Raw genomic sequence first — 24,863 nt, forward strand, 5'->3', positions numbered from 1 at the left:
GGCTTGCCGGGGGTGTTGCGGCATAGTGGGGTACAAATACTGCAACTGCTTGTCGCGTAACATGGGTTTGATGTAATCCTTGCGGATAACGCTTTCGGAGCGATTAAGCAGCCTTGTACGTTGCGCTAACGAACAAGGCTCTAGGCTAAACCACGCCAGAGCTTCCGCCCAACCCCCCAGAGTTATCTTCTAAACCCCCAGAGCACGTCGGCCTCACCTCAAGATCAACTCTGCCTCTCCGTCCAGCTTTTCTTTAATAGATCGCCACTCGGGCAAATAACGATCAAGCAAGCTGTAAAATCTAGCGCTGTGGTTGTGCTCCTCCAAATGGCAGAGTTCGTGTAGCAGTACATAGTCAATCGCGAGTGTCGGTGCTTTTACTAAATGAGGGTTTAGCAGTAGCGAACCCTCGGGGGAGCAACTTCCCCACTGAGTTTGCATTTCCACCATTCGCCAGTTTGGGATATCGCTAGCCCACGGCAACCGGTCAACCATAAGCGTCAATCGCCGCGCAAAAACCGTCTCTGCCCGCTCGCGGTACCAGCGCTGCACAGCTTTTTGTACTTGTGCGGGGTTCAGGTCTTGCCCCTGCACACGCAGCTGGCCGCCTATCAGCTTGCAGGTAGTTCGCCGCGCCGCCGGCTCAGTCATTACCTTCAGCACATAGCGCCGGCCCAAGTAGCGCATACTCTCACCGCTAACCCACTGATTGGGGCGCACGTAGCGGTTGCGCTGCTCTATCTCGTCCAAGTGCTTTAACACCCAACGCGCTCGGCGCTGTACGGCGGCTTTAATATTGGCCAACGGCTCGGCGTTTGGGGCATCGACCTGAACCCGACCATTGGGGTGAACATGAACCCGAACACTGCGCTTTTTGTGACTAGAGAGGTAGCAAAGGTGATAGCGAAACTCACGGTCGCCGTACCGGACTGTGTACTCAATAGGCTTTTCATCATCAGTGGCCGCTATCGAGGTATTCATTTGGCGCCCTTGTTGCGCAGAATCTGCACCACTTCATCCAGTACTTCTTTGGCTTTATCCAACCCAACCAGATTAAACAATCGCGGCAACAGGTTTTTGCGTACCTCCTGCTCAATGCCGGCGGGGTTTAACGAGTTTTCGGCCACGGCCCGGTTCACCACTTTGTCGATTGCAAAAGCCTCGGTAATTAAATGTTCGCCCTGCTCTTTTTCAAGCTCGCTAAAGCCGTCATTGAGCACTAATTTAAAAGCGCCGTAATAAGCCTGAGCGTGTTTATTCCCATCAAACGCACTGACGGGCAAACCTGGCACATCGCGTTCTTCAACTTGTTTTTCCAGGTCACTGAACAGCCGGAACTGCGCTTTGTAGTCAAACATAGCTTCGGCTTTTTCGATGGCCTCCTGCAACAGTGCCGAGAATACTTTCTGGGCGTAGGGATCATCGCCCAGCTTTTCTTCAATGGTTTTTTTGGTGCGGGTTTTAATTTTATCGGTTTCGTTGCGCGCCTTATCCTCGGACCAGTAATCCGGGCGATTTTCCGCGATGGACTCAATCACCACCGGCTCTTCACCTTTGGCAATATCGACGCCGGTCACGTAGCGGTCAATCAAGTCACGTATCTGCCCTTCGTAGGCGGAGTAATCAATGGTTTCCTGCGCGTCCATGCGGGCGGTTTTGCGCAAATCGCTGAACCATTTTAAGTCTTTTTTATAGAGCCGAATATCCTCTTCAGAAAAAGCTTTGTCGGCAAAAAAGCTCTGGCTAGAGAGCGCGGTTTTCAAACACATACCAAACTCGGTAACCGCCTCGTAAAAGTCTTCGCGTACGGCTTGCCGTATGTCCAGCTCTTCGTCGTCCGGGCCGGGTTCATACTTGGGCATTAACACCTGGCGGTAGGCTTCCTGATCCAGCTTGTTATCAATGTGTTTAAAAAACTCCCAAAGCCTGTCGTGCAGTGCGGGTAGCTTTTTATATTCCGTGTTTACATTTGAATAAAGCCCTTCAATATCCTCAATGGCATAGCCGCCCTGGGTCTGGTCTTCAAAGTTTTGGTAATCCTTAATAGCGGTATCCAAATCTTTAAGAATACCCCGATAATCAATTAAATAGCCAAAGCGCTTTTGCGGGTGTAAGCGGTTAACGCGGGCGATGGCCTGAATCAGGTTGTGCCCTTTTATCTGTTTATCTATGTACAGCACGGCGTTGCGCGGTTCGTCAAAACCGGTCAGCAGTTTGTCCACCACGATCAAAATATCCGGCGGTCCGTCGGTGCCAAAATCTTCAATAATGGTTTTTTCGTAGGCAGCTGGGTCGCCAGTCACGTGTTTTTTCCACCAGTCTTGTACCAGTGGTAGGTTGGATTCGTCCACATCCGTGTGCCCTTCCCGGGTGTCCGGCGCGGAGATCACAATGGCGCTGGTAACCATATCCAGACTATCCAGTGCCTGTTTATAGCGAATGGCGCTGAGCTTACTGTCGGTGGCCAACTGGCCTTTCAGTTGCAAGCCCGCTTTTTTGTAATACTCACTAAAATGCACACCAATGTCGAAGGCGATGAGCTTAATACGGTCATTGGCCGAGTACACCTGCCCCTGATTGGTGTATTTGCGTTTAAGGTCGTCTTTCTGCTCGTCCGACAGCGATGCGGTTACCTTATCAAACCAGGCATCCACCGCTTTTTGGTTGACATCCAGCAGGGGCTTACGATCTTCGTAAAGCAACGGGGTAATGGTGCCATCATCCACGGCGCGCTTCATGGTGTAGGCGTGAATAATTTTGCCGAACCTTTGTTCGGTTTCGCTTTTGTCTTTTTCCAAAAGCGGTGTGCCGGTAAAGGCAATAAAGGCCGCATTGGGCAGCGCCTGGCGCATACGTTGATGATTCTCGCCGCCCTGGCTGCGGTGCCCCTCGTCGACAATGACAATCATATTCTCAGAGGGGTTGTAGCACTCCGGCTGTTTGGCGGCCGAGGCAAACTTATTGATAATGGTAAAAATAATGCGCTCGTTGCCCTTACCTATGCGTTGGGCAAGCTGTTTGCCAGAGCGGGTTTTCGCCAGTTCGTCGCCGCTTTTTTTGCCGGCAATATCGCTGCCAAAAGCGCCACCGGTTAAAAACGTTTTAGACAGCTGCTTTTCCAAGTCCACCCGGTCGGTCACCACCAAAATGCGGCAGTTTTTTAAGGCGTCACTCAGCAACAATGCCCGGCACAAATACACCATGGTAAAAGACTTGCCGGAGCCTGTAGTATGCCACAACACCCCACCTTGGCGCTCGCCGGTGGGTTTAATGCCGGCAATACGCGCAAGCAGCGCTTTAATGCCAAACGCCTGCGGGTAGCGCGCGGCGATTTTGCCAAGCTTGCGGTCAAACAAAATAAACAACTGCAAAAATTCGATAAACCGGTGTCGGTCCAGCAGTCCCACCAGCAAGCGGTCCTGCTCGGTGGGCTGCAGGGGTTTGGACCAAAGCTGTTCAAAATAGGCCCGAATTTTCTCGGGCTTGCCGGCAAACAGCGCGTTTTTGGCCGTTGCCGTCAAAGGGGTGTTTTTAATGGCCTGAATGGTCTGATCATCAAACTCTTCATCCACCCATTTCGACCAGAACTTGGCCGGTGTATGGGTAGTGCCGTAGCGGCCATCGGTCAGGCTGATGGAAAACAGCAGTTGGGCAAAGGCGAATAGCGCGGGTATTTCGTCGTTTTTTTGGTTGCGCAGGTTCTGGCTAATGCCCTCGTCCACCATATTCTTGTTGGGGTTGCCCGAGGCGGCTCGCTTGGCCTCAATCACCGCCAGGGGTATGCCATTTACAAAGGCCACCACATCTGGCCGGCGGGTGTGGGTGGCCTGGGTGGACAACACCTCCATCTCTTCGGTGACGTGAAACTCGTTTTTGTCCAACTCGTTCCAGTCAATCAAGTGAATAGTCGGCGTGGCCTTTTTGCCGTCAATAAACTCGGTAACCGTCACCCCAAGGGTAAGCTTGTCGTACACCGACTGGTTGGCGTCCATCAGGCCCTGAGCCATAGAGGGGGACGTAACCTCGCGGATGACCTGGTCCACCGCCTGATCCGACAGCGGATACCGCTGGCCTTTAAATTCAAACCGGCGCTGGCGCAACACCCGCTCCAGCACCGGCTTCATCACCACCTCACGCGGGCTGCCGCGCAAGCTTGAACACTCGGCGGCGGGTAAAAACCGCCAGCCCAAGTTTATTAACGTGGCCAGGGCCGGAATATGGCTGGCGTGTTGCTCTGTGCTTTGGGGGGTTGTGTCCATTAGGTTTTCCCTTCCTCAGGCGGTATGTTCGTTATTCTTAGCGCTGAACCTAGGCCAGAAATGAAAAAACCGCCGTGAAGGCGGTTTTTCCGCCCCAAGCGATACGCAACCGAATGCGCCCGCAAGGGGTGAGTTGTAAGCTTAGTGTGATTGGCACTCAAAGGCGTGTCAAGCTGGACGCCGCCCAAAAGTCTTGCGCAGCCATTCGCTCCCACAAACCAACGGTGCTGCAAGGCTAATGGGCCGGTATGTCGCTGCCGCTTGGCGATTCTTTCGCCAACGCCTCTGCGGCCTAGATTGACAATATTGCCGTATAGGACCATACTACACTCAAATGTTCCACCCCGATGATAAGAGCCCCATAGGCTCTCACCGCAAGGTGTAGTTGGGGTGGTCACTTTTATCCCTCCCTTCTTCTGCTTGCCATTTTCCATTCAGTAGTACCACTTAGTGCCCGCCTTGAATATATCAAACTCGCTGTGTATGGCCGGTTTTATCAGGTCGTAATATGCCGTTTCGCCGGTGGTCCATTTTCGATAAATTGCCCAATTGCAGTAGTCCGCCGCCTGCAAACCGTAGTGCGAACGCGAAGCCTGATGCAATACCCGGTATTTCATGCCCGTGGGCAGCATGGTTTTCAAGGCATGCTTAATACCCTTCTCAATGGCTTTGCGTTTCTTTTGGTGGGGGACTGTGTCAGTAATGACGATAATCTCATCGTAGCCATTCAACTTGTCAAACACATGGCGTAGCAAGTAACCCAACATCTCCGGGTAAAACCGCTCATCGGCGCGCAGGGCTAGCCCGGTTTTGGCCTTCTCAACAATCAAGCTATCAATGCGTAAGTCCTGCTGGTGTTGATTTAATATTCTGAACAACCGGTCCCTTAGGTACTGGTTGTCTTCCGCGCAGTGAAAGTACTCCACATTGCGCCCAAACTCCAACAGCTCGTGGCGATAGTCATCCCAAGGCTCGCGGATGCGAAAAGGCCGGCGCATGGCCAGACTGGTGAGCATAAAATACTGAGTCCCGGTCGGCGAAAAATCAAAATTGCCGCCCTCGTCTAGGAAAACATACAAATACTCTTTATCTACTGCTTCGCTCAAGCCACCTCCGTGTCCACTTTAACCCGCCGCTTGCCAGTTAGAAGTTGTTGCATTAGGGCTTTTTTTTCTTGCTTTAAGTACTTTACTCGGTCACTCAAAGCCGAAACTTCATCCGATGCTGCTTTAAGCACTCGCCCAATTGCCCTTTGTTCGTCAAGTGTCGGAATAGAGAATTGAACACCCCGAAAGCCATCTTGTGATAATACGTACCTTTGCCCGCTACCATCACATAATCGATATGTTTGACTTCGGAATTCATCAGTCTGGAAAACGTATGCTGAGAAGTTCAAATCCATAGGTTGGTTTGGGCGAAACCGAACTATATGATAACTATAAACAACGCCCGGCATATCCTCTACGGCAACCGCAGAGAGGCCTATTTCGTCTCTTGTTTCTGATGACGGGGTAAAGAAAACGTCTCCTTTTTGCACATTACAGTTCGCGATTTTTCGGTCTGGCGCTGTAACCGCGTGATTAAGCTCACGATCGAAAATGAACTCTCTTCGGAACACATCAAGGAAATTAAGCAGCCTTATTTTTTGCTCCCCGTCAACAATCTTCTTATCCACACCAGCGGAGCTAATTTTGCCCGCTGACCCGAGATTTGTTTTACTCCACTCCCCCTCAAAGCCCGGCAACCGCTTCTTGCCAGTCAGCAACTGCTGCATTAACGCTTTTTTCCGCTGTTGGCTGTTTTCAAGCAGGCGCTCGGTGGCGGTGATGGCCTGATCCCAGGTGGATAGGATTTGGGCGATCTTTTTTTGTTCGGGGAGTGGGGGGACATGTAAAACTTGTTCGGTTATATCACTTTTTTGCACATGCACCAGTGTTGACTTAAAGCCATGCGCCTTATTCTCGACACGCTGGGTTATCCTGAGCAGCGCCAAATAAAACCACTCCTTGTAAAGATCGATTTGGGGCTCAACCTTGAAAATGTGTTGATTTAATACACCTCTTGGCCCTAACCACTTTTTCGCGCCAAAAGAAACTCCCTTAGTTCCAGCCCAAGCAAACAAAATATCGCCGGGGTTAACTATCCACTTCTCTTTTGGTTCACCATCAAAATAATTATATTGAGATGCACCATTAAGATTTTGAATCCTGATAATGGGAAGACCTCTATCAGCCCACTCCGAAGACTTGAAACCATTACCATTTATAAAATTACAAACATCACCAACAGCTTTAGACGTCCACCCCTCAGGCACCATCACTTATCACCTCCAGCACCCGCCGCTCCCGGCATCCTGCCTCCCGCGGCACTGGCACTTCCCTGTGCGTCGTAGCCCAACTCCTTCAGATAGCCGTCCATCTGCTTATTCAGCTTGGCAAGCTCCGCCTCTATCTCCTTGCGCTCAGCTTGCACGGCCATCAGGTCGATTTCTTCCTCTTCCTCAAAGGTATCCACATAGCGGGGGATATTGAGGTTAAAGTCGTTTTCCTGAATGTCTTCCAGGGTGGCGAGGTAGGAATACTTGTCCCGTGTGTCGCGCTGTTTGTAGGTGTCTATTACCTTGGCGATATTGTCGTCGGATAGCTGGTTCTGGTTTTTGCCGGCTTTAAAATCTCGGCTGGCGTCGATAAACAGCACTTTGTTATCGGTTTTGCTTTTGCGGAATACCAAAATAGCGGCGGGTATGCCGGTGCCGTAAAAGAGTTTTTCCGGCAGGCCGATCACAGCGTCTAGCAGGTTTTCTTCAATTAATTTTTGGCGAATTTTGCCCTCGCTGGAGCCGCGAAACAGAACACCGTGGGGCACCACCACCGCCATGCGCCCGCCTTTTTTATTGCCGGCAGCGGGCTTCATGGTTTCGATCATGTGCAGAATAAAGGCGTAATCGCCTTTGGTTTTGGGCGGTATGCCGCGCCGAAAGCGGGCGTAGGGGTCGGCGTCCGCACTTTCATGGCCCCATTTGTCCAACGAGAAAGGCGGGTTGGCCACCACAATATCAAAGTGCTTAAGGCCGCCGTTTTTGTCCAGCAGCTTGGGGTTGCGGATGGTATCGCCCCACTCCAGTTTATGATTGTCGATACCGTGCAAAAACATGTTCATTTTGGCCAGTGCCCAGGTGCTGCCGATGGCTTCTTGCCCGAACAAAGCAAAGTTTTTTGAGCCGCTTTTCCCCTTGCGAATTTGATTGGCGCATTTCAGCAACAGCGAGGCGGAGCCACAGGCCGGGTCGCAGATTTCGTCGCCCTCTTTGGGGTCGACAATCTCGGCCATCAGTTCAGACACCTCGGGCGGGGTGTAAAACTCGCCGGCTTTTTTGCCCGAGGTGGCGGCAAAGTGTTTGATTAAATACTCGTAGGCGTTGCCGATCACATCCAGTTTGCCGATGCGGCTGGGGCGCAGGTTAAGCTCGGGCTTGGCGAAGTCCTCCAACAGGTGGCGGAGAATATCGTTCTTTTGTTTTTCATCGCCCAGTTTATTAGAGTTAAAGCTAATGTCTTGGAACACATCCGCCAGCTTAACGATGTTAGCCTCTTCAATGGCGTGCAGGGCTTTGTCGATACGCTCGCCGTTGCCGGGCTCATGTCGTTGCTCATACAAAGCGTTAAAACCAGCGTGCTTGGGCAAAACAAAGCGCTCGTTTTTCATTAGCTCTTCAATCAACGCGGGGGTATCGCCATGCTCGGCTACATAGGTGTCGTAGTGATCTTGCCAAACGTCTGATAGGTACTTTACGAACAGCATGGTAAGCACATAATCTTTATAAATGCTGGGGTCTACCGTGCCACGGAAGGTATCGCAAGCATTCCAAACGGCTTTGTTGATTTGATCTTGATTGACCGGGTTATTCATTGTTTTTTATCTCCGACATCCTGCGGCGTAGCGCCTGATAATAATTTTTGAAACAATCCTTTCACTTGTGTCTGGCGATTGGCTAGCAACTTATGAGTAAGCTCTACCTCATCCTGCCAAAGGCTGTTTAATTGCAATATGCGCTGCTGAACGTCTAACTCAGGTACGGGCACCGCCAATGTAGCTAAGGCTTTTTTGCTGATGGAAGGAATACCAGAACCCGCCTGAAACTCAGCCAAGCGAGTTTGCGTGGCCGGGTAATTGAGCACCCAACATAGAAACTCGGGCAGAAGTTGCTGCGCATTAATAACAGACAGCACCATAAACTGGTTAGAGGGTAAAACGGCGTAGCCTTCACTGGTAAAAAGCACCGCACGGTTGTGGCTGCCCTTTGCGGCGAGCACTACATCGCCGGGCTCAAGCACTGGCGGTTTACCTTTACCTTGCCACGCTACAGGCGACAGCTTATCAGGGTCTACCACCGTGGTATCGCGCGTATCGCTAATGTGCAGCCCTAGTAAACCATCTGACTCATGGGCCGACTCAACCTTGCGAAAGGTGTAGCCGGTACGAATTTTGGCTATGTTTTGTAGTTTTTGTGTTTTCATCATAATTAGGGTTTGCGCCCTCCCTGGCGCTGGGATTATTAGGCCGCCTCGGTTTCAAGCTGCCGCTTTAGATGGGCGGAGACTTTTGGATCGAGATTCTGCCAAGCGGCCTCGCCCTCAAGCCTTGTGACCAGCAGGCCGTCATCACCATCCATTACCGCCGCCAAGTAGTCACGCACCTGAGCCGCCGACTGAGTGGTGCTGATAATCCAGGTGGATTCCAGCGGCCGACACCAGTTGGAGTAGCTCTGAATGCGCTCGTACAGCGCTTGGTAATCCCGTTTTTTACGCAGGTCGTAATCGATCTGGTATACTTTCATAGCTTTATTTCCTCTTCGCATTAGTGGTTTTAAAGTACTCGCGGCAGGCTGCAACCTGCCGCACTCTCCTCCCCTACCGTCACCCGCCAGCAAAACTCAACGGTTTTTATAGCGAAGCTACTGTAGTGAAGTTATAACAGAGCTTACTCGTCACTTTGGCGCTCGTCAACAATATTTTTACAGTAGCGAGGCTATCTTTTTGGGTTTATTTGCTCAGAAGTCACTGGGAATCGCTCGTTCACCGCTTGACAGTGCTTTGCCTGGAGATACTAGAGGGGCGAAACGTCTAGTCGTCGTGAAGTGGTGACTGAGTGGCCGAAGGCTCGATGTCAGCCAAGGATTTCACTGCCAGCCCTCTACTTTCAGCCAATTTACGCAAGGGTTTGTCGTGTGACCAAACCTCATCGGCCACGCTGGCCAGGGCAATACTGACAATTTGGCGGCCGTACTTAAGCTTGCTGGCAGCCTCATCAGGAGATAGTTGAGCCAATTCTTGGCGGGAGGGAAGCAGTGCGCACTCCACGGCGGCCGCAGCGTCAAAATCAACCAACTCTAGGCAGGCGCTGCCATTGATACCATCCAAATACTGCTGGAACCTTTCGGGCTCGGCGCCAATCAGGAACCCGAATAAAACTGGGGTGGGTATAAGAAGTACGGAGTTGGTCCTTTCTACCTGAGCAACCAGCTCGTCAGCGCAAAGGCCTGGCAAGGTACGCCACCCGCAATACTGGCGAGATACCGACCGGTTAAACCGCGTTCCATCATGACTCCCAAAGTTAAAATAAGTCTGGGCGTTAATTTAACTTAAACCTAAAGATAAAATAAGGGGTGACTTTAATTCAAATTGTCGATGGTATCGACATATTTATCGAACATGTCTAAAAAATCCGAAAATTTAAACATGTTTTTGAGATGTGTATAGAAAACCCTATTTTCTATACACATCCGAAGAAGAGCCCTCTAGGCCCTATCCTGCTCCCAAAGGGCGTCACTTAGCGCCTCTAGCACTGTATCCAGTTGATTATTCAGCACTTTATCGAACTGTTTAGCACCGCCTTTTTCGCCAAAGCGGTTGTTGATAAAGTCGCGGTCAATAATTACCTCGTGCACCAGTTGTTTAGAGAGCCGCTCCAACCAGTTGCGTTGGTTGGGCGTCCAGCTGCGGCTTTGGTAAATGCGCTGCATGGCCTGGGCTACCCGCTGCTCGAAGGGCACCAGGGGCTCACCCAAAGCCGCGCGGCGGATATGGCCGGCAATGCTGGCTGCGATGTCTTGATTGGCTTGGTTGCGCACGGCGCTTTGCAGTTTGGCCTCGGAGTATCCGGCGCCATCGAGCAGCAGCCGGGTTTCTTTTAATTGCTCGCGGGTGAGGTTGCGGGGTTTATTGACCACCACCGCCAGTGCCGCGCTTTGGTTGATTTGCTCGCGAATAAACTGATTGAAGCTGTCCAGATAGACTTGTGATTTTTTGTGCTCGCCATAGCTTTGGGTGCGGTTGCGGTTGCGGTTGCGGTTGCGGTTGCATTGTGGTGCTTGGAAATCACTGGCTGACACTCACGGCCAATAAGCTGCTCACCACGGCTAGCTGACTGATAAACGCAGCGGCCAGTTTGGGACCCAACTGGTGCACTTTAATTAGGGTGATGTAGGGTCACTAATAAAAACGCGCTCGGCAGCAAAGGCCAGCTCGACGAATAGAGAATCATGCTCTGCCAGAAAATTAAAATTACTGACTTGGCTTGAAGATGTCATTTATTAGAAGCTCCGTTTCCTCTATTTTGCCTGGCATACTGCTTAACTACCGCCTAAACCAGCTCACAGTGAACCATACCACGACCATTACTAGAGCAAGAAACTCTATAAAGCAGCTATTTTAAGAACAGCTGTAACCATTATTGGCCTTTCCTGAAACGATAAAGGCAAACTCTACTGAGCGTTATGCATTCATATTCCACGCAATCGAACTCTACGAAGTAGAATTGTTGAGGTGATCTCAGCCCCAGAAATGATGATATAGCGGTCGATTTGGCGTTTATTTATTCAAAATAACGATAAACGAGCATTAGCCTAGGGTAAACCACTGCAATAAGTTGCCACATAGCAACTTATTGGATGGGTCGACTGTCTTCGCCCCAAAATATTGCCATGTGGCAACTATTACCCATAGACACAAAGATAACTCACCTATAAAGTTGCCATATAGCAACATATACCCGGTTAGACACTAGGTTAGCGCCCATTATGCAGATATTCATCGAAACCATTCGCCTTCACCCCCTGCGCGCGTCACTGGGCGCCATTGAACCTCCCGACAGCGCCATTATCGACTTGCTGCGACAATACGGACCTTCGGCGGCTCCACCTTTGGTAGTACGATCAATGGGCGAGGACCGCTGGGAACTCCTGTCAGGCGAAAAGTATTGGTTGGCCGCCCCGCTGGCCCAGATAGAGGCATTGACGGCTGAAGTCCGGGAGTTGGACGATGAAGCAGCATTAGAGCTTGTTCAGACCGAGGTCAGGCTATTGGACCCCAGGCACACCGGTTCGGTGTTGAACACTGCCCGGGCCGCTGTAGAAGCTAAGAAAAACCACGGCACGACTTATAGAGCCTATGCTAGACAAGTTGGTATGAGCTACAGCGCCCTTTCCCATCTCATACGCTTATTGGATTGTGCCCCTGAGCTGGTCGCACTGCTTGAGTCTAACCAAATTAGCCTGGGCAAAGCCAAGGTATTGGCTCGCCTTCCCTCACAGGAGCAAGTGAATTTACTCAATCAAGCTCGCCGCAACAGCTTAACCGTGAGAGATGTCGAAAAACTGGTGAGCGGAGAAATCGGCCCCCCTACCCTGGAGACTAACCAATCTGACAAGGCTTCAGAAAGTACGGATATGTCGCATATAGCCGAACAGATATCGAACCAGCTGGGTACTCCGGTAACTGTTCATTGGGCAGATGGGATTGCCCAACTCAATATTACATGTCATGGCCTGGACGTATTTGACGGTGTCTTAGAACGGTTAGGCGTGACACTAGAGATTTAGCTTAAAAAGGGAAACTTTTTCCCTCCCCAATTATAAACTTACCCTTAAATATCAATAACTTATAACAAAACTCCGCTAAATTCCCGTCGCGGGAATTTAGCGGAGTTGTTAAATGACGGGATGGTCTCCGAAGCAGAACGGGGAATATTTTTCCCTGCTTTTTCTGCCAAAAAGACTGTGTTTTCAAGGGCTTATTTGGTTCTGAGAGGAAATTCCCGGGGCGGGAATTTTTGCCATGGGGGAGGATGCCTACCTGCAATGCAGGTAGGCGAAGAATTACTTCTTTTCGACTTTTAAACTTTTTACGATATGACTCACAAGATCCTCTACTTGTTCGTCTTTCACGCCTATCAACTCGAGCTTAGTAGTGCCTGAAGAGGTAATGCTGTGCTTAACAGCGACTTTGCCTGACTGAGACTCGTAACGAACGGGTTGCTTTTTTGTGGGCTTAAATTGCTTGCCCCGCACCGAGCTTTTTAACCGTTTAAGGATTTCTTCTGCATCTAATACGGATTCAACATCATTGGCTGAACGGCGTTCTTTTAACAGCGATTTGGCCTCTATCAGAACACTTCCGGCATCGCGGCGCATAAGCTTTTGCACAGTCTCGCCATAGGACAAAGGCATGTCAGACGGCGAACGTAAGATGCGCACAAATATTTCATCAAGCTCTACGCACGCTTTATATCGGCTGATATGGGAAGTACTTATTCCTTTGGCAATACCTAATTGAGACCAGTTTTTAAATTCGCCGGCATCCAATTGTCGTTGATAAGCCTGGGCCTTTTCGTAAGCAGATACATCTTTGTGCTTGTTTTCAATAACCGACAGTGCACGCACATCAACATCAGGAACCTCACCTACTAAGGCCAAGAATGGCTTTTTCACCAATTTAACACTGGCAAGGCGTCGGGAGCCTTCAATAAGTTCAAAGCGTCCATCGGCCTTAGGTCGTAAAGTCCCGGGCTTTTGCTGCCCATCAGCTTCGATGGATGGCAGGATATCGCCCAGTGATATCGGGTCTAAGAATTCCTGTAAACGTTCGTTTTCTGCTGATACATCCACAAGTTCCGGATTAACTTCTTGCTGATAGAACTCTACCTTTTGCCCCGATACCGGCATAGTAAGAACAACAGCGGCCCCTCCTTTCGCTTCAGCATCCGATAATTGTTGTTTTAAACTCACAATCTGTTCTTTTAGTTCATCGGTAAAGCGGGCTGGGCCTTTGCGCTCGCCACTCATTGCCTGCACAGCGGGCAGTGGGCGTCGGGTGCGGGCTTTGGCCTCGGGCAGGGGTTTTTGATCACTTCGAGCCGCATTAAGTAGCTCATCAGTATCGCCGTATTTGGATTTTTTACTCATTACCACCCTCCTCTCTTGAGCTTTCGGTTACTTGCTCAAGGTTTTTCTTTATTTTTGCATTTTTCTGGAATAACTCATCCAGCTGAGCCATGTGATCTGATCTGGGCTGCATTCCCCAAACGGTGTCCCAAATCGCGTCATGCATTTCGCGGAATATGGAGTCAAACATTTCAACTGTCTTTTTAAGGCGCTTGGGATTGTCAGAGTCTTTAGAGTTTTGTTCATACACTGAATAGGTGCGGTTGGTCGCTTTGCCAACTTCGTCGGACGAGTGCACCTCGTTGATCAGTACATCGCCGCGTTCAACATTAAAAACTTTGCGGATAATGTCACTCATAAACTGAGCATAAGAGCTGCCCGAGTATTTGGTAATAAAATAACGGATATCGGGGATGTTGGGAGCCTCACCCCGCTCTAAGTGCCCTTCTAGTGTTTGTGCCACTAAGTCCGTAAATTGCAAAGTCGATGCAAAATCCGGCATGCTGGCTGGGGCTGGTACAAATACCATATCGCAGGCTGATATAACGTTCAGGGTTGATAAGTTCAATGAGGGTGTGCCGTCGATAATAATAAAATCGTAATCTTGGCTAGCCTCTATTAAGCCGTGGCGCAGCTTCATAAATCGATCGGTATATCCGATGTTGGAGCGAGCCAGCACTTCAGGCATTAACTGATCGATACCTAAGTTTTGTAGACACGCAGGTATGATATCGATGTTACTCCAGTAAGTTTTTTGGATGGCGTAGTCCAGTGTTTGAGAGGCGCCAGGTGCCCAACCCGCCTCTACTAACGCTTCGTCATCCTCCAGCATGAAGGGTGCAATGGTGTGTTCATATTGCACATTATCGTCAGGGCGCTTGCCGTAGAAAAAACTCAAACTGCCCTGTGGATCACTATCCACTAGCAACACTTTGTACCCTTGAATCGCCAAATACTGGGAGAACAAGTGGCAGCTGGTTGTTTTTTGGCTCCCCCCCTTAAGGTTTAAGATGCCGATAACAGCGGCCGCGGCACCCTCAGGTTTACGTGGAGCGGTGTTAAACACATCGCGCATATAGTTAATTTGATTGATGGTGTAGCCTGCCCTCACTTTGGTTTTTGTATCCTGGCGATAATCGGGTGGAGGGAGACGGCCATCTTTTTCAGCAGCGTACAAGCGCGGATGTGAAATACTCGCCATTTCTGCCGCTACGGTGGAACCATAACGCCGCTTTTGTACTCGGTCATCCACTAGGTGCTCTTTGAGGGTGGCAATATCATGTTTATCACCCTGACTCTCTTTGACCAGCTGGGCAATTTGCCGCATCATGCCTTGGCCGACGGAGATAGATTCATTAAGCTTACGCAAATTACTTTCTACATAAGTGAGCTGTTCTGAAACACTGGACATTTTCACGCTCCGTTGTCTATTTGACGTTTTTTAATAAATGAAGAATAATTTGATTCTATCTTCATAAATTGCTATTGCAAAGGCCATATTTTTGAAAATCACGTGGAAACAGATCGAAGATGTGATGAGAGGGCAGGGGGCTTCGGAAAACGAGGTGAATTCTCAGCGTCAGCTATTTAATTGCGCAAGCTTTCAGTTGTACTGTTTTAAAGACTACGGCCTGATTACAGAGAAAACCTTTTCGCTACTCGACCCTAAGAATGAACTGCGAGTTTCAAGCGGCGCGGTTGAAGATTTAGGCGAGCTCGATAGCTATGACTTAGTTGAATATATCTCGAATCACAAATTAACCTATCAGCAAGCCTCGACTATTACGCCTCAGCAAATGTCTTTACTGCCCGAAGAACAGGTGGAAATCGTCACACAGGCATTAATCGGGAATATGCAAGACAGCGATCCTATTCGCTACTCTCTTTCGGCAATTGTTCAAACAGGCTTTCCATACCGAGCAATTAAAGGTCAGCAACATTACGAGCGTCATAATGGCGACCTTACCGTAACAATGTCTGCCCCGAATGACATTGGCCTTCCTTCGGGTATTTACCCTCGCCTCATCTTTGTACATATCTGTTCAGAGATTGTAAAAAAGAAGAAAAAAGTCATCGATTTGGGGCCTTCATTAAAATCATTTGTGGTGGATACCATGGGCCGCCCTTGGTCCACAGGTCAAAAAGGAACCGAGCGGAAGTGGCGCATGTCTCTGGTTTCATTACTGGCCACAAGCTTCACCATTTCGATGAAATACAAAAATGATGAGCAAGAAGGTATTTTGCTCAAAAATGTGTCCATCGCTGATGAGTCAAACATGTGGTGGGACAACAGGGACGAAGGTGAACTGCAAGGCGCAGAAATCCATGTCTCTGAAGCCTTTGCCGAGGCACTACTTAATCATGCAACACCACTGGATATCCGTGCATTACGCACTCTTTGCGGACTACGCTCACCGCTAGCATTTGATTTATATTGTTGGCTAACTTTCAGATACTGGAAAATGGAGCAGGGTAGACAACCCGTTGTCCGCATTTCCTGGAAACAACTCCACGAGCAGCTAGGTACCGGCATTAAGACTGTTCGGCAGTTTAAGGTGGAGGCTATTAAGGCCCTGGGCATGGTAAAAGAGGTATACCCTCAAGCCAACTTTAATACAGATACGGAGCAATGCCTGATATTAATCAGCTCACCGCCACATATTGCTCCACAAACAACACCTAGCCAAAATGAGCTGAACTTAGAACCCTAGCTCTCAGCAGACTTGTCAGGTTTCCTTCCTTGTAGAGCTCAGCACTTATTAATAGGGTTTTACTGTCAGAGTTTCTTCTTACTGAGTTTTCAGGTTTTTGCCCCATTAAAATCAGTGTTCACAACTTCTATAATTTTTACCTAAAAAGGTGAAAATATTGAATTTTAATTTCAACCAGAATAGGGGAAAGAGCTGGGTTTTAAAGCGATTTAACACAGACAGAGAAGGAAAACTGACACCTAAGAAGGTAAGCTGACGCAAATAGAAGGAAAACTGACTAAAGAACAGGTGAACCGTCAATTCCCGCAGAATAACTGACAAATATTGAAGTAGGATAAAAGGAATATTGGAAGTAAAACGGAATACACAGACAAGATAAACTTTTTTAAGAATTAATTATTTCTTTATGAATCAATGTGTTACCTTATGTTTTCAGGTGGCCCCTATAGAGACCTGTAAATACCTATAGATTCAGATAGATACAAATAGATTAATTACTGAATGATAAATAACGGTAAATACCGAGTATATAAATTATGAGCGACAAATTGATTGAATCTATCAAAAATGAACTACCGTCAGTAACAGCCAGTCAAATTAATCAACTGATTAATTTTATTCAAACAACACATCGTCAAAAAAACTTAAAACCAGGTAGTTTAAATACATGGATACCATCAAGACAGACCGTGTTAAAAGTATTAAACATGGGTGTGAGAGTGGTTGATTTTGAAAAATGTATTGAAACGTTTAAAGAAATAGCTCTGGAAAGAAATTGGACCCTTGAACAGAGTTTGGATTTCAAATTTATCTCACATGTGAAAATCTTAATTTCCTCAGGACAAGTACATCCAGATCATAACTCCGATACCTATCTCTAAGAGCATATCCATAACAACCCCCCAAAAATCATTCAGTGGTCCCAGATAGCGAATCTTAACCAGAAAGAGTTAATGACACGTTGTTTTGGTTAACTGCCAGGCCTAAGTTAATACTGATTAGATTCATTCATCTGTGGTTGTAGCTATCTCCCCAATAGTATATTGTAGACAATTAATAAAAAAGCGGATGAGAACTGTCTGTATGTTTACAAAATCAAGCCTGATAATGCTGTTGTTACTTTTATCCTCCATTGCTTTTGCTAGTGAAGGGAGCCGTGCAATTGATTTCAATTTCGATTGGAAATTCACATTGGTTGAAAGTACAGATTTACCCTCTCAGGTACCGTTAAACGACGATTCATGGCGCAATATTCGGCTCCCTCATGATTGGAGTGTTGAGCTAGATTTTGACCCATCGCTTGAGGGTGCTACAGGGTATTTGCCGGGTGGTGTGGGGGTTTATCAGAAACATTTTCCTACACCAAGCAATGTCGAAGACAAAACCACATATATTGTATTTGATGGGGTATATAACAACTCTACTTATTGGCTTAACGGTAAGCTATTAGGTGAAAACCCTTATGGTTATTCACCTGTATATTTTGATTTGTCTGCTTATTTAAAAAAAGACGGCAGTCAAAATGTTTTGACGGTTCATGTTGATCATTCACGTTATGTCGACAGTCGTTGGTATACGGGGAGTGGCATATATCGAAATGTTAATTTAGTGGTGGTTGATAAATTACATATACCTGTTTGGGGTACTTATGTAACAACTCCAGAAATTACTGAAAAAAGTGCCAAGGTCGCCATTGAGATAGATGTAAGAAATAATGCGGAAGCCACTAAAAAGTTCAGTTTATCAACAAAAATTGTTGATGCGAGCGGCGCGGTGGTTTCTTCTACGGAGCAAAAGTATAAAGTTGGTCGAGCAAGTCTAGAGAAATTTGAACAAGAGTTGACGGTTTTTAAGCCTAAATTTTGGGATATAGACCACCCGAATATGTATAAGGCAGTAACAAGCTTGAGTGTGGATGGCAAGCTTGTTGATGAATATGAAACGCCATTTGGTTTCCGTACTATAAAGTTTGAAGCAAAAAAAGGTTTCTGGTTAAACGGCAAGCCAGTCCTAATGAAGGGAGTATCCTTGCATCATGATGGGGGATTAGTTGGTTCAGCAGTACCTAAAGGTGTATGGAAAAGGCGTTTAGAAAGCCTGAAAGAGGCGGGAGTAAATGCAATTCGTACAGCCCATAATCCTTTTTCTGAAGAGTTTTTGGATCTTTGCGATGAAATGGGTTTTCTAGTTCAGCATGAGATATTTGATGAATTTGATTACCCTAAAGATAAACGATTAAATTATCATGATCGGCATGATGATAATATTAGTCGAGGATATGATAAAGAGTTTCATGAGTGGGCGAAAAATGATCTGGAGCGCACACTTCTGCGAGACCGTAATCATCCAAGTATCGTTCAATGGAGTATTGGCAATGAAATAGAATGGGCCTATGTCCATTATCGGTATGTTACGGGGTTTTGGCCTGATCCTGATGATGCTACAAAGGTAGATGAAAGCTTCTGGGGAGCGGCACCTAAGTTCACCCCGCAAGAGTTAAAAGAACGTTATAACAACTCACCGAAACAAGAATATATTCTGGCAGAAACTGCCAAACGTATTAATGCGTGGGTAAAAGAGTTGGATACTACCCGTCCTACTACGGCCAACCTTATTTTGCCTCAGGTAAGTCATGTCAGTGGTTATGCAGATGCGGTTGATATTGTTGGTTATAGTTACCGCAATAGTGTGATTCCTTGGGCACATAAACATTTCCCAGAGAAGCAGGTAACCATTAATGAAAACCCAGGTAGGTGGGATGATTGGAGAGTGGTGTTAAATTATCCCGGCGTATTTAGTCAGTTTATGTGGACTGGTATTGACTATATCGGGGAACGTCATAATAAATGGCCTGAAAAAAGTGGATGGGGTGATATTCTTGATTTAGCTGGGTTTAAGAATCAGGGATGGAATTATTTTAAAAGTATATTCGTTAATGAACCTCATATTTCTTTGGGTACATTACCGTTAGAAGAGTCCGGGTTTAACGTTGATGATATGACAGGGTTGGCCGTCGAAAAAGATCAATCCAGTTATCATTGGCGTGATTCAAACATGCACTGGAACTATAAAGAGGACGAGCTGATATTGGTAGAAGTGGCTTCGAATTATTCTATTGTGGAGTTATTTTTAAATGGTGAATCTCTGGGTGCCCGGAGTATGTCGGAGAGCCCTGATCGCTTATTTCGCTGGGTTGTGCCTTATAAAGCGGGCGAGTTAACGGCGCGGGCTGGATTCAAAGGTCAAGAAATTGAAGCTAACCTAATGACAGCCGGTAAGGCGAGTGAGTTTACTTTGACCTCTGACAAGTCTGATCTGATTGCGGATGCTTATGATGTGACTCATTTAGTTGTGCAGTTGCATGATAAGAAAGGCAGATCTGTAAAAATTGAAAATGCGAATGTAAAATTTGATGTTCAAGGGCCTGCTAAATTATTGGGTGTAGATAATGGTGCGCCAGACAATATAAATCACTTTCAATCGAACCAGGTGGATACAGCCAAAGGTCGGGCTTTAGCGATTATTCAATCAACCAAGGAAAAAGGTAAGATAAGAGTTGTGGCTACAATAAAGGGCTTTGAACCTCAAATATTGTATCTAAATAGTTTGTGATAGTTTAGAAAAAATAAATAGCATATATTCATACCCCTGTTTACTTATTACTTTCAACTAAATCTGGCGGTTCAATGCTGCCAGGTTTCCCCTGGGTGGCTAATCTATGATTGATAGCTTAGTGAATAGGATAAGTTTAATAATAAAAATCAGTGGATTAACGAACAGTGTAGCAATCATTAGCTTAAAGATGATTTGAAAAATGCGAGAGTTATTGCTTCATCCCGGCTTTTTGACTTGCTCAGAATTGCCAGCGTGATAGGAATCTATATGGCTATTTTACATCACTCCCAGCTTATAAGACGGTAGTGGAACAGCTGAAAAGTTAAAGAAAACTTAGACTTCAGGTAGATTGTTTCATAAGAAGGGAAAAGCGAATTGGTATTAAATAGTGTTTATTTGGGTGTAAGTGCTTTTTAAATGCCAAAGATAAAATATTTACCTTAATAGGAATATAAATATGGGAATGTCGTTATTACTACACAAAAAAACGAAGCCAATTATTGGTATTTTAACTTTTATAACCATGTTTGCTGTTGTCCATTCAAGTAGTGGGCATGCTGAAGAAAATGTAGAGACGATATATCAGAAAAATTGCGCGACTTGCCATGGGGAAAATTTGAGCGGGGGGATGGCAGATTCTTTTTTAAACGATGAATGGTTAAAAGATGGAACAGCTGACTCTCTTGCGTATTACATAAAGAAAGGGGCGAGTACTCGTGGTATGCCTAGTTGGGAAGGTACTTTAACGGAGGATCAAATACGTTCTTTAGTTATCTATATTAAAGAGCAGCGTTATACATTACTGCGCGAAGCAAAAAAACCTGACAACAAATCCAAAACAATCACTTCCTTAGGGCACACCTTTAACATTGGAACTATACATACTGCAGAAAGTATACTTTGGGCGGTTGAGTACTTGCCAGATGGATCAATGCTAGTAACTCAACGCGACGGCGAATTATTGAATATTTCTGCGGACGGAAAATCTAGCGTTAAAATAAAAGACTTTCCGGAAGTATGGCACCATGTTCAAGGTGGCCTTTTAGATATAACACTTCATCCAGACTATGCTAATAATGGTTGGATTTATGTTGCTTATGCAGCGACCAAGGATGGCAAAAAAGGTGCTACTAAAATAGCACGAGGAAAGCTCAAGGATGGCAGATGGGTTGAACATCAAGACATTTTCGAAGCGCCTGATTCTGCCTATTCAGGTTCTGGCCGGCATTTTGGTTCGCGTATTGTATTTTCGGAAGGTTATGTCTATTTTGGGTTCGGAGAGCGCGGCGACCGTGAAACAGCCCAAAACATGACAACATCAAATGGAAAAATATTCCGCTTGCATGATGATGGTCGTGTTCCAAAAGATAATCCTTTCGTTAATTATGAAAATGCGCTTCCGGGAATATGGAGCTTAGGCCATCGAAATCCACAAGGTATGGTAGTGGAACCTAATACAAATCGTATTTGGGAGGCGGAACATGGCCCTCGAGGTGGAGATGAGATCAACATAATAAAGCGCGGTGCGAATTATGGTTGGCCGGTCATCACTTATGGTATGAACTATGACGGCACTCCTATTACGCACTTAACCGAAAAAGATGGTATGCAACAACCAAAACATTATTGGGTGCCGTCTATTGCTGTAGCAGGGATTACGTTTTATGACGGTAATATGTTTACCAAATGGAAAGGTAAAATGTTAGCGGGAGGAATGGGTGTGCAGGAGCTTCAGCTGTTATCTACCAACGAAGAGATGATTGATAAAGTTGACGTGATTCTTTCTGATCGTGGTCGAATTCGTGATGTAAGTGTGGCTCCTGACGGCGCTATCATGTTAGTTGTAACGATTGATGGTAAAGGCCATATTCTGCGCCTGTCTATTTAATAAAATGCCACTTCCGGCCAATCTGTCAATTGTTGACAATCGTCAGCAATTGACAGATAATGAAGTGCCTATTCCGCAGAGTATTCGTAGTCTCACTGGCGCGTAAAGGTCTTTAAGAAAAATAAACAAAAGATTATTAAGGAAGAAGTCGACTTCTTTGGGGACAATATATTCCCCTTAAGTTATATGAGATTCCCTGATTCTTTGATCTCTGATGGTCTAGCGAAGCTGATTGAACATTGCAACTTCCACCGTATGCGCAGTGCGTTTGTGCTCTGATTGTGAATGAAAAGATCTTCGCGTTGGCTTTGCAAAAACTCTAATAATACGTGTATTTGAGCATTAAGTTATGCTGCTTTCGATTGCAAAATCTCTACTATTTATCTCTGCTTGTTTTTTCGTGGTACTTCCTTCTGGTGCGGCCGAACAGCGTCGTATTCTTTGGGCGCATGTATATGAACTTTCCGAACCCTTGCATCAGCGTGCACTCTGGGCCGCAGGAGAAATTGAAAAACGAACTCAAGGGCGCTACAAAATCGATGTTTTCCCAATGTCCACGCTTGGTAAAGAGGCTCAGCTTAATCAAAGTTTAAGCTTGGGAATAGTGGATATTATTTATACCGGTACAAGTTTCGCCGCGCAAAACTTTCCAGCATTGTCAATTCCAGAGCTGCCGTATGCGTTTCGCGATTTTGAACATTGGCAAGACTTTAGCCAAAGTCAATTATTTTTTGATATGGCTGACGAATATCGCGAGCGTTCAAACGGTAATCACATATTAGGTTGCAGCTACTACGGTCAGCGTCACTTAACGAGTAATTTCCCAGTGATTGAGCCCGAACAGATGAAAAATTTAAAAGTTCGAGTGCCAAATGCTTCTGTATATAAAGTCTTCCCTAAAGCGATGAGTGCGAACGCAAGCCCAATTGCTTTCTCCGAAGTTTACCTTGCATTGCAGCAGGGAGTTGTCGATGCGCAAGAAAATCCATTGCCAACAATTCGCGCCAAAAAGTTTTATGAGGTCAATAAGCATATTAATTTAACCGGGCATATTTTTGGTTCGATTCTTACCTTGGCCAGTGATCGACTATGGAAAGAGTTAAGTAATGAAGACCAAGAAATATTCAGTGATGTCCTGGCGCAGGCTGCCAGAGGGGTAACCGAAGATACCCGCATTATAGAAGATGAATTGATTGGCTGGTTTAAATCTCAGGGAGTAACGGTAAACACAGTTAATCGAAATGCTTTCAGAGAGCAGACCCTGCCGTTTCATGCCGAACATAAAGTGCGAATGGGTGCTGACTATTATCAACGATTACAAGATATTTAATCATGGAACAAAACGCCTTTTCTGAATTTGAACCAGAGCCTGAAAGCTGTTTGAGAGACTATAAAGCTGAGGATTGGGTCGCACTTACAGCATTTTCTGTATTGGCCTTAACGGTCTTTGCGCAGTTTTTCAGTCGATATGTATTGGGATCATCACTGGGTTGGACTGAAGAGGTGTCTCGATACTTAATGATTGCGGTTGGTTTTCTTGGTGCCGGGATGGGGGTACGCAAAAACACTCATATTTTTGTGAGTTTATTTGTACGCTTATTGCCAGAAGCGATGGCGGCCAAAATTTCTATTGTCTGCCATGTAATCACAAGCCTGTTTTTTTGTGTTTTAGTCGTATTTGCATTGCAGATAATTCCGCGGATTCATATTTACGTAATGGCATCAATGCCTGTTCCGATGAGCGTGTTATATATAATTGTATTGATTGGTTTGCTAGTAATGTTCGTGCGGAATGTACAAGAAACATTGCAGCTGTGTAAACAAGTTAGGAAATAATAAATGACCATTGCTGTTTTGTTTATTGCATTAGTGATACTGCTGATACTGGGTGTTCCAATTGCTTTTGCGCTTGCTATTTCTGCACTGCTTGCGATTGTAGTTGATGGTCAAGTTCCAGAACTGGTTGTCCTGCATCAAATGGTGGGCGGTATGGATAGCTTTCCGTTGTTATCTATACCTTTTTTTATCTTTGCTGGTGCAATTATGAATTCTGCCGGCATTACGCACCGTATCTTTGAATTTGCACACGCTATGGTGGGCTGGACTCGGGGTGGGCTGGGGCATGTGAATGTCAGCGCATCTATTATTTTTGCAGGTATGTCTGGCGCAGCTGTTGCTGATGCAGGTGGGCTTGGTGCAATTGAGATTAAAGCCATGCGTGAACGGGGCTACGATGCAGATTTTGCGGTAGGCTTAACGGCGGCATCTTCAACGATTGGTCCTATTATTCCCCCGAGCTTGCCTATTATTATTTATGGCGTAATGGCATCTACTTCGATTGGACAACTCTTTGCCGCCGGCTTCATTCCAGGCCTACTAATGGCGATTGCTCTAATGGTTATGGTCGCGTGGTATGCTAAGAAAAGAAACTATCCAAAAGATGCAAAATTTTCTATATCGCGTTTAGGAACTGCTACCAAAGGTGCATTCCTCTCTCTGCTTACGCCAATTATTATAATCGCGGGGATACTCTTCGGAATTTTCACGGCAACAGAAGCAGCTATTGCTGCGACCATTTATGCGTTGTTTCTGGGGGCAGTGGTGTATCGCACACTGAGTTGGCGATCATTAGCGCGTATTAGTATGGAAACCATTGAAACTACTAGCATAATATTATTAATTGTTGCCGCCGCAGCCTCATTTTCATGGGTGTTGACCAGCCAACGAATAACCGAAGATTTCACGATTTGGATGCTCGCAGCGACAGACAATAAAATTTATATACTGTTGCTGATGACCCTAATATTTTTTGTGGTAGGTTGTTTTATGGAAACCATTGCCGCAATTACGATTCTCACGCCGGTATTATTACCCGTAGCAATTGGTTTAGGTGTTGATCCAGTGCATTTTGGAGTCATTATGGTGCTAAATCTAATGATTGGTTTGCTGACGCCACCCGTGGGTATGGTCCTCTATGTGTTGTCCCGCGTCTCTGATGTGCCTTTTGAGCAGTGTGCAAAAGCGACTTTGCCGTTCCTGGTCCCCCTTGTCATCGTACTCATACTGGTCACTTTTCTTCCACAACTTTCAATGTGGCTACCAACACTCTTATATCGGTAAAACGTTACCTTTATTCGTTCTTGCAAAATTATGATGAGCACAGACGTACA

At 46.5% G+C, this 24,863-nt stretch carries 19 protein-coding genes; 8 read left to right on the plus strand and 11 right to left on the minus strand.

The window, feature by feature from the left end; genetic code table 11:
• Positions 1-213 precede the first annotated feature (213 nt).
• The 9 genes from Q4526_RS15535 to Q4526_RS15575 form a co-directional block, all read right to left on the minus strand.
• Entirely contained in the window at positions 214-981 is a 768-nt protein-coding gene (locus tag Q4526_RS15535; RefSeq protein ID WP_215978027.1) for a M48 family metallopeptidase, read from the minus strand.
• Positions 978-4,259 carry a type I restriction endonuclease subunit R gene (locus tag Q4526_RS15540; protein WP_215978028.1) on the minus strand — a complete coding sequence of 1,094 codons (3,282 nt, stop codon included), beginning with the start codon at positions 4,257-4,259 and terminating at the stop codon, positions 978-980. Before Q4526_RS15540 ends, Q4526_RS15535 begins: the two co-directional genes overlap by 4 nt.
• Before the next feature lie 434 nt (positions 4,260-4,693).
• The gene (locus Q4526_RS15545) at positions 4,694-5,365 is read right to left on the minus strand and encodes a DUF3800 domain-containing protein (protein ID WP_215978029.1); all 672 of its coding nucleotides are present in this window, start codon (positions 5,363-5,365) and stop codon (positions 4,694-4,696) included.
• Positions 5,362-6,576, minus strand: a complete 1,215-nt coding sequence (locus Q4526_RS15550; protein WP_303609696.1) for a restriction endonuclease subunit S — start codon at positions 6,574-6,576, stop codon at positions 5,362-5,364. The genes Q4526_RS15545 and Q4526_RS15550 overlap by 4 nt, the downstream gene beginning before the upstream one ends.
• The gene (locus tag Q4526_RS15555; protein ID WP_215978031.1) at positions 6,576-8,168 is read right to left on the minus strand and encodes a type I restriction-modification system subunit M; all 1,593 of its coding nucleotides are present in this window, start codon (positions 8,166-8,168) and stop codon (positions 6,576-6,578) included. Before Q4526_RS15555 ends, Q4526_RS15550 begins: the two co-directional genes overlap by 1 nt.
• The gene (locus Q4526_RS15560) at positions 8,165-8,779 is read right to left on the minus strand and encodes a restriction endonuclease subunit S (protein ID WP_215978032.1); all 615 of its coding nucleotides are present in this window, start codon (positions 8,777-8,779) and stop codon (positions 8,165-8,167) included. Before Q4526_RS15560 ends, Q4526_RS15555 begins: the two co-directional genes overlap by 4 nt.
• A 35-nt stretch (positions 8,780-8,814) precedes the next feature.
• Positions 8,815-9,096: a hypothetical protein gene (locus Q4526_RS15565; protein ID WP_215978033.1), complete on the minus strand. Its 282-nt coding sequence runs from the start codon at positions 9,094-9,096 to the stop codon at positions 8,815-8,817.
• Between the two features lie 286 nt (positions 9,097-9,382).
• A complete protein-coding gene (locus tag Q4526_RS15570; protein WP_215978034.1) occupies positions 9,383-9,805 on the minus strand; it encodes a hypothetical protein in 423 nt (140 codons plus the stop codon).
• Positions 9,806-10,056: 251 nt separating this feature from the next.
• Entirely contained in the window at positions 10,057-10,650 is a 594-nt protein-coding gene (locus Q4526_RS15575; protein ID WP_215978035.1) for a type I restriction-modification enzyme R subunit C-terminal domain-containing protein, read from the minus strand.
• A gap of 687 nt (positions 10,651-11,337) precedes the next feature.
• On the opposite strand from Q4526_RS15575, the gene Q4526_RS15580 reads away from it, so the two are divergent.
• On the plus strand, positions 11,338-12,138 hold the full coding sequence (locus Q4526_RS15580; RefSeq protein ID WP_215978036.1) for a hypothetical protein: 801 nt from the start codon (positions 11,338-11,340) through the stop codon (positions 12,136-12,138).
• A gap of 276 nt (positions 12,139-12,414) precedes the next feature.
• On the opposite strand, the gene Q4526_RS15585 is transcribed toward Q4526_RS15580, so the two are convergent.
• The gene (locus Q4526_RS15585) at positions 12,415-13,500 is read right to left on the minus strand and encodes a ParB/RepB/Spo0J family partition protein (protein WP_215978037.1); all 1,086 of its coding nucleotides are present in this window, start codon (positions 13,498-13,500) and stop codon (positions 12,415-12,417) included.
• The gene (locus Q4526_RS15590; RefSeq protein WP_215978038.1) at positions 13,493-14,890 is read right to left on the minus strand and encodes an AAA family ATPase; all 1,398 of its coding nucleotides are present in this window, start codon (positions 14,888-14,890) and stop codon (positions 13,493-13,495) included. The genes Q4526_RS15585 and Q4526_RS15590 overlap by 8 nt, the downstream gene beginning before the upstream one ends.
• Before the next feature lie 91 nt (positions 14,891-14,981).
• Here Q4526_RS15590 and Q4526_RS15595 point away from each other — a divergent pair, with 91 nt between their 5' ends.
• The 7 genes from Q4526_RS15595 (at position 14,982) to Q4526_RS15625 (ending at position 24,813) form a co-directional block, all read left to right on the plus strand.
• Complete coding sequence (locus Q4526_RS15595) at positions 14,982-16,190, plus strand: replication protein RepA (RefSeq protein ID WP_215978039.1); 1,209 nt, start codon at positions 14,982-14,984, stop codon at positions 16,188-16,190.
• Between the two features lie 536 nt (positions 16,191-16,726).
• Complete coding sequence (locus Q4526_RS15600; RefSeq protein ID WP_215978040.1) at positions 16,727-17,071, plus strand: hypothetical protein; 345 nt, start codon at positions 16,727-16,729, stop codon at positions 17,069-17,071.
• 202 nt (positions 17,072-17,273) lie between these two features.
• A complete protein-coding gene (locus tag Q4526_RS15605; protein ID WP_215978041.1) occupies positions 17,274-19,802 on the plus strand; it encodes a glycoside hydrolase family 2 TIM barrel-domain containing protein in 2,529 nt (842 codons plus the stop codon).
• A gap of 460 nt (positions 19,803-20,262) precedes the next feature.
• Positions 20,263-21,693 carry a PQQ-dependent sugar dehydrogenase gene (locus Q4526_RS15610; protein ID WP_215978042.1) on the plus strand — a complete coding sequence of 477 codons (1,431 nt, stop codon included), beginning with the start codon at positions 20,263-20,265 and terminating at the stop codon, positions 21,691-21,693.
• Positions 21,694-22,042: 349 nt separating this feature from the next.
• Positions 22,043-23,023 (plus strand): sialic acid TRAP transporter substrate-binding protein SiaP, encoded by a 981-nt coding sequence (locus tag Q4526_RS15615; protein WP_215978043.1) that lies wholly within the window; start codon positions 22,043-22,045, stop codon positions 23,021-23,023.
• A 2-nt stretch (positions 23,024-23,025) separates the two neighbouring features.
• Positions 23,026-23,529 carry a TRAP transporter small permease gene (locus Q4526_RS15620; protein WP_215978044.1) on the plus strand — a complete coding sequence of 168 codons (504 nt, stop codon included), beginning with the start codon at positions 23,026-23,028 and terminating at the stop codon, positions 23,527-23,529.
• Between the two features lie 3 nt (positions 23,530-23,532).
• The gene (locus tag Q4526_RS15625; protein ID WP_215978045.1) at positions 23,533-24,813 is read left to right on the plus strand and encodes a TRAP transporter large permease; all 1,281 of its coding nucleotides are present in this window, start codon (positions 23,533-23,535) and stop codon (positions 24,811-24,813) included.
• Positions 24,814-24,863: the final 50 nt, after the last annotated feature.

It is taken from the genome of Gilvimarinus sp. 2_MG-2023 (assembly GCF_030547685.1).
Taxonomy (GTDB): Bacteria; Pseudomonadota; Gammaproteobacteria; order Pseudomonadales; family Cellvibrionaceae; genus Gilvimarinus.

What these genes read in the sequence shown, in the direction of transcription:
- Q4526_RS15580 (WP_215978036.1), top strand. Translation starts at nt 11,338, where the DNA reads ATGCAGATATTCATCGAAACCATTCGCCTTCACCCCCTGCGCGCGTCA.
- Q4526_RS15540 (WP_215978028.1), bottom strand. Translation starts at nt 4,259, where the DNA reads ATGGACACAACCCCCCAAAGCACAGAGCAACACGCCAGCCATATTCCG.
- Q4526_RS15560 (WP_215978032.1), bottom strand. Translation starts at nt 8,779, where the DNA reads ATGATGAAAACACAAAAACTACAAAACATAGCCAAAATTCGTACCGGC.
- Q4526_RS15610 (WP_215978042.1), top strand. Translation starts at nt 20,263, where the DNA reads ATGGGAATGTCGTTATTACTACACAAAAAAACGAAGCCAATTATTGGT.
- Q4526_RS15590 (WP_215978038.1), bottom strand. Translation starts at nt 14,890, where the DNA reads ATGTCCAGTGTTTCAGAACAGCTCACTTATGTAGAAAGTAATTTGCGT.
- Q4526_RS15625 (WP_215978045.1), top strand. Translation starts at nt 23,533, where the DNA reads ATGACCATTGCTGTTTTGTTTATTGCATTAGTGATACTGCTGATACTG.
- Q4526_RS15620 (WP_215978044.1), top strand. Translation starts at nt 23,026, where the DNA reads ATGGAACAAAACGCCTTTTCTGAATTTGAACCAGAGCCTGAAAGCTGT.
- Q4526_RS15550 (WP_303609696.1), bottom strand. Translation starts at nt 6,576, where the DNA reads ATGGTGCCTGAGGGGTGGACGTCTAAAGCTGTTGGTGATGTTTGTAAT.
- Q4526_RS15535 (WP_215978027.1), bottom strand. Translation starts at nt 981, where the DNA reads ATGAATACCTCGATAGCGGCCACTGATGATGAAAAGCCTATTGAGTAC.
- Q4526_RS15585 (WP_215978037.1), bottom strand. Translation starts at nt 13,500, where the DNA reads ATGAGTAAAAAATCCAAATACGGCGATACTGATGAGCTACTTAATGCG.
- Q4526_RS15600 (WP_215978040.1), top strand. Translation starts at nt 16,727, where the DNA reads ATGAGCGACAAATTGATTGAATCTATCAAAAATGAACTACCGTCAGTA.
- Q4526_RS15565 (WP_215978033.1), bottom strand. Translation starts at nt 9,096, where the DNA reads ATGAAAGTATACCAGATCGATTACGACCTGCGTAAAAAACGGGATTAC.
- Q4526_RS15605 (WP_215978041.1), top strand. Translation starts at nt 17,274, where the DNA reads ATGTTTACAAAATCAAGCCTGATAATGCTGTTGTTACTTTTATCCTCC.
- Q4526_RS15555 (WP_215978031.1), bottom strand. Translation starts at nt 8,168, where the DNA reads ATGAATAACCCGGTCAATCAAGATCAAATCAACAAAGCCGTTTGGAAT.
- Q4526_RS15615 (WP_215978043.1), top strand. Translation starts at nt 22,043, where the DNA reads ATGCTGCTTTCGATTGCAAAATCTCTACTATTTATCTCTGCTTGTTTT.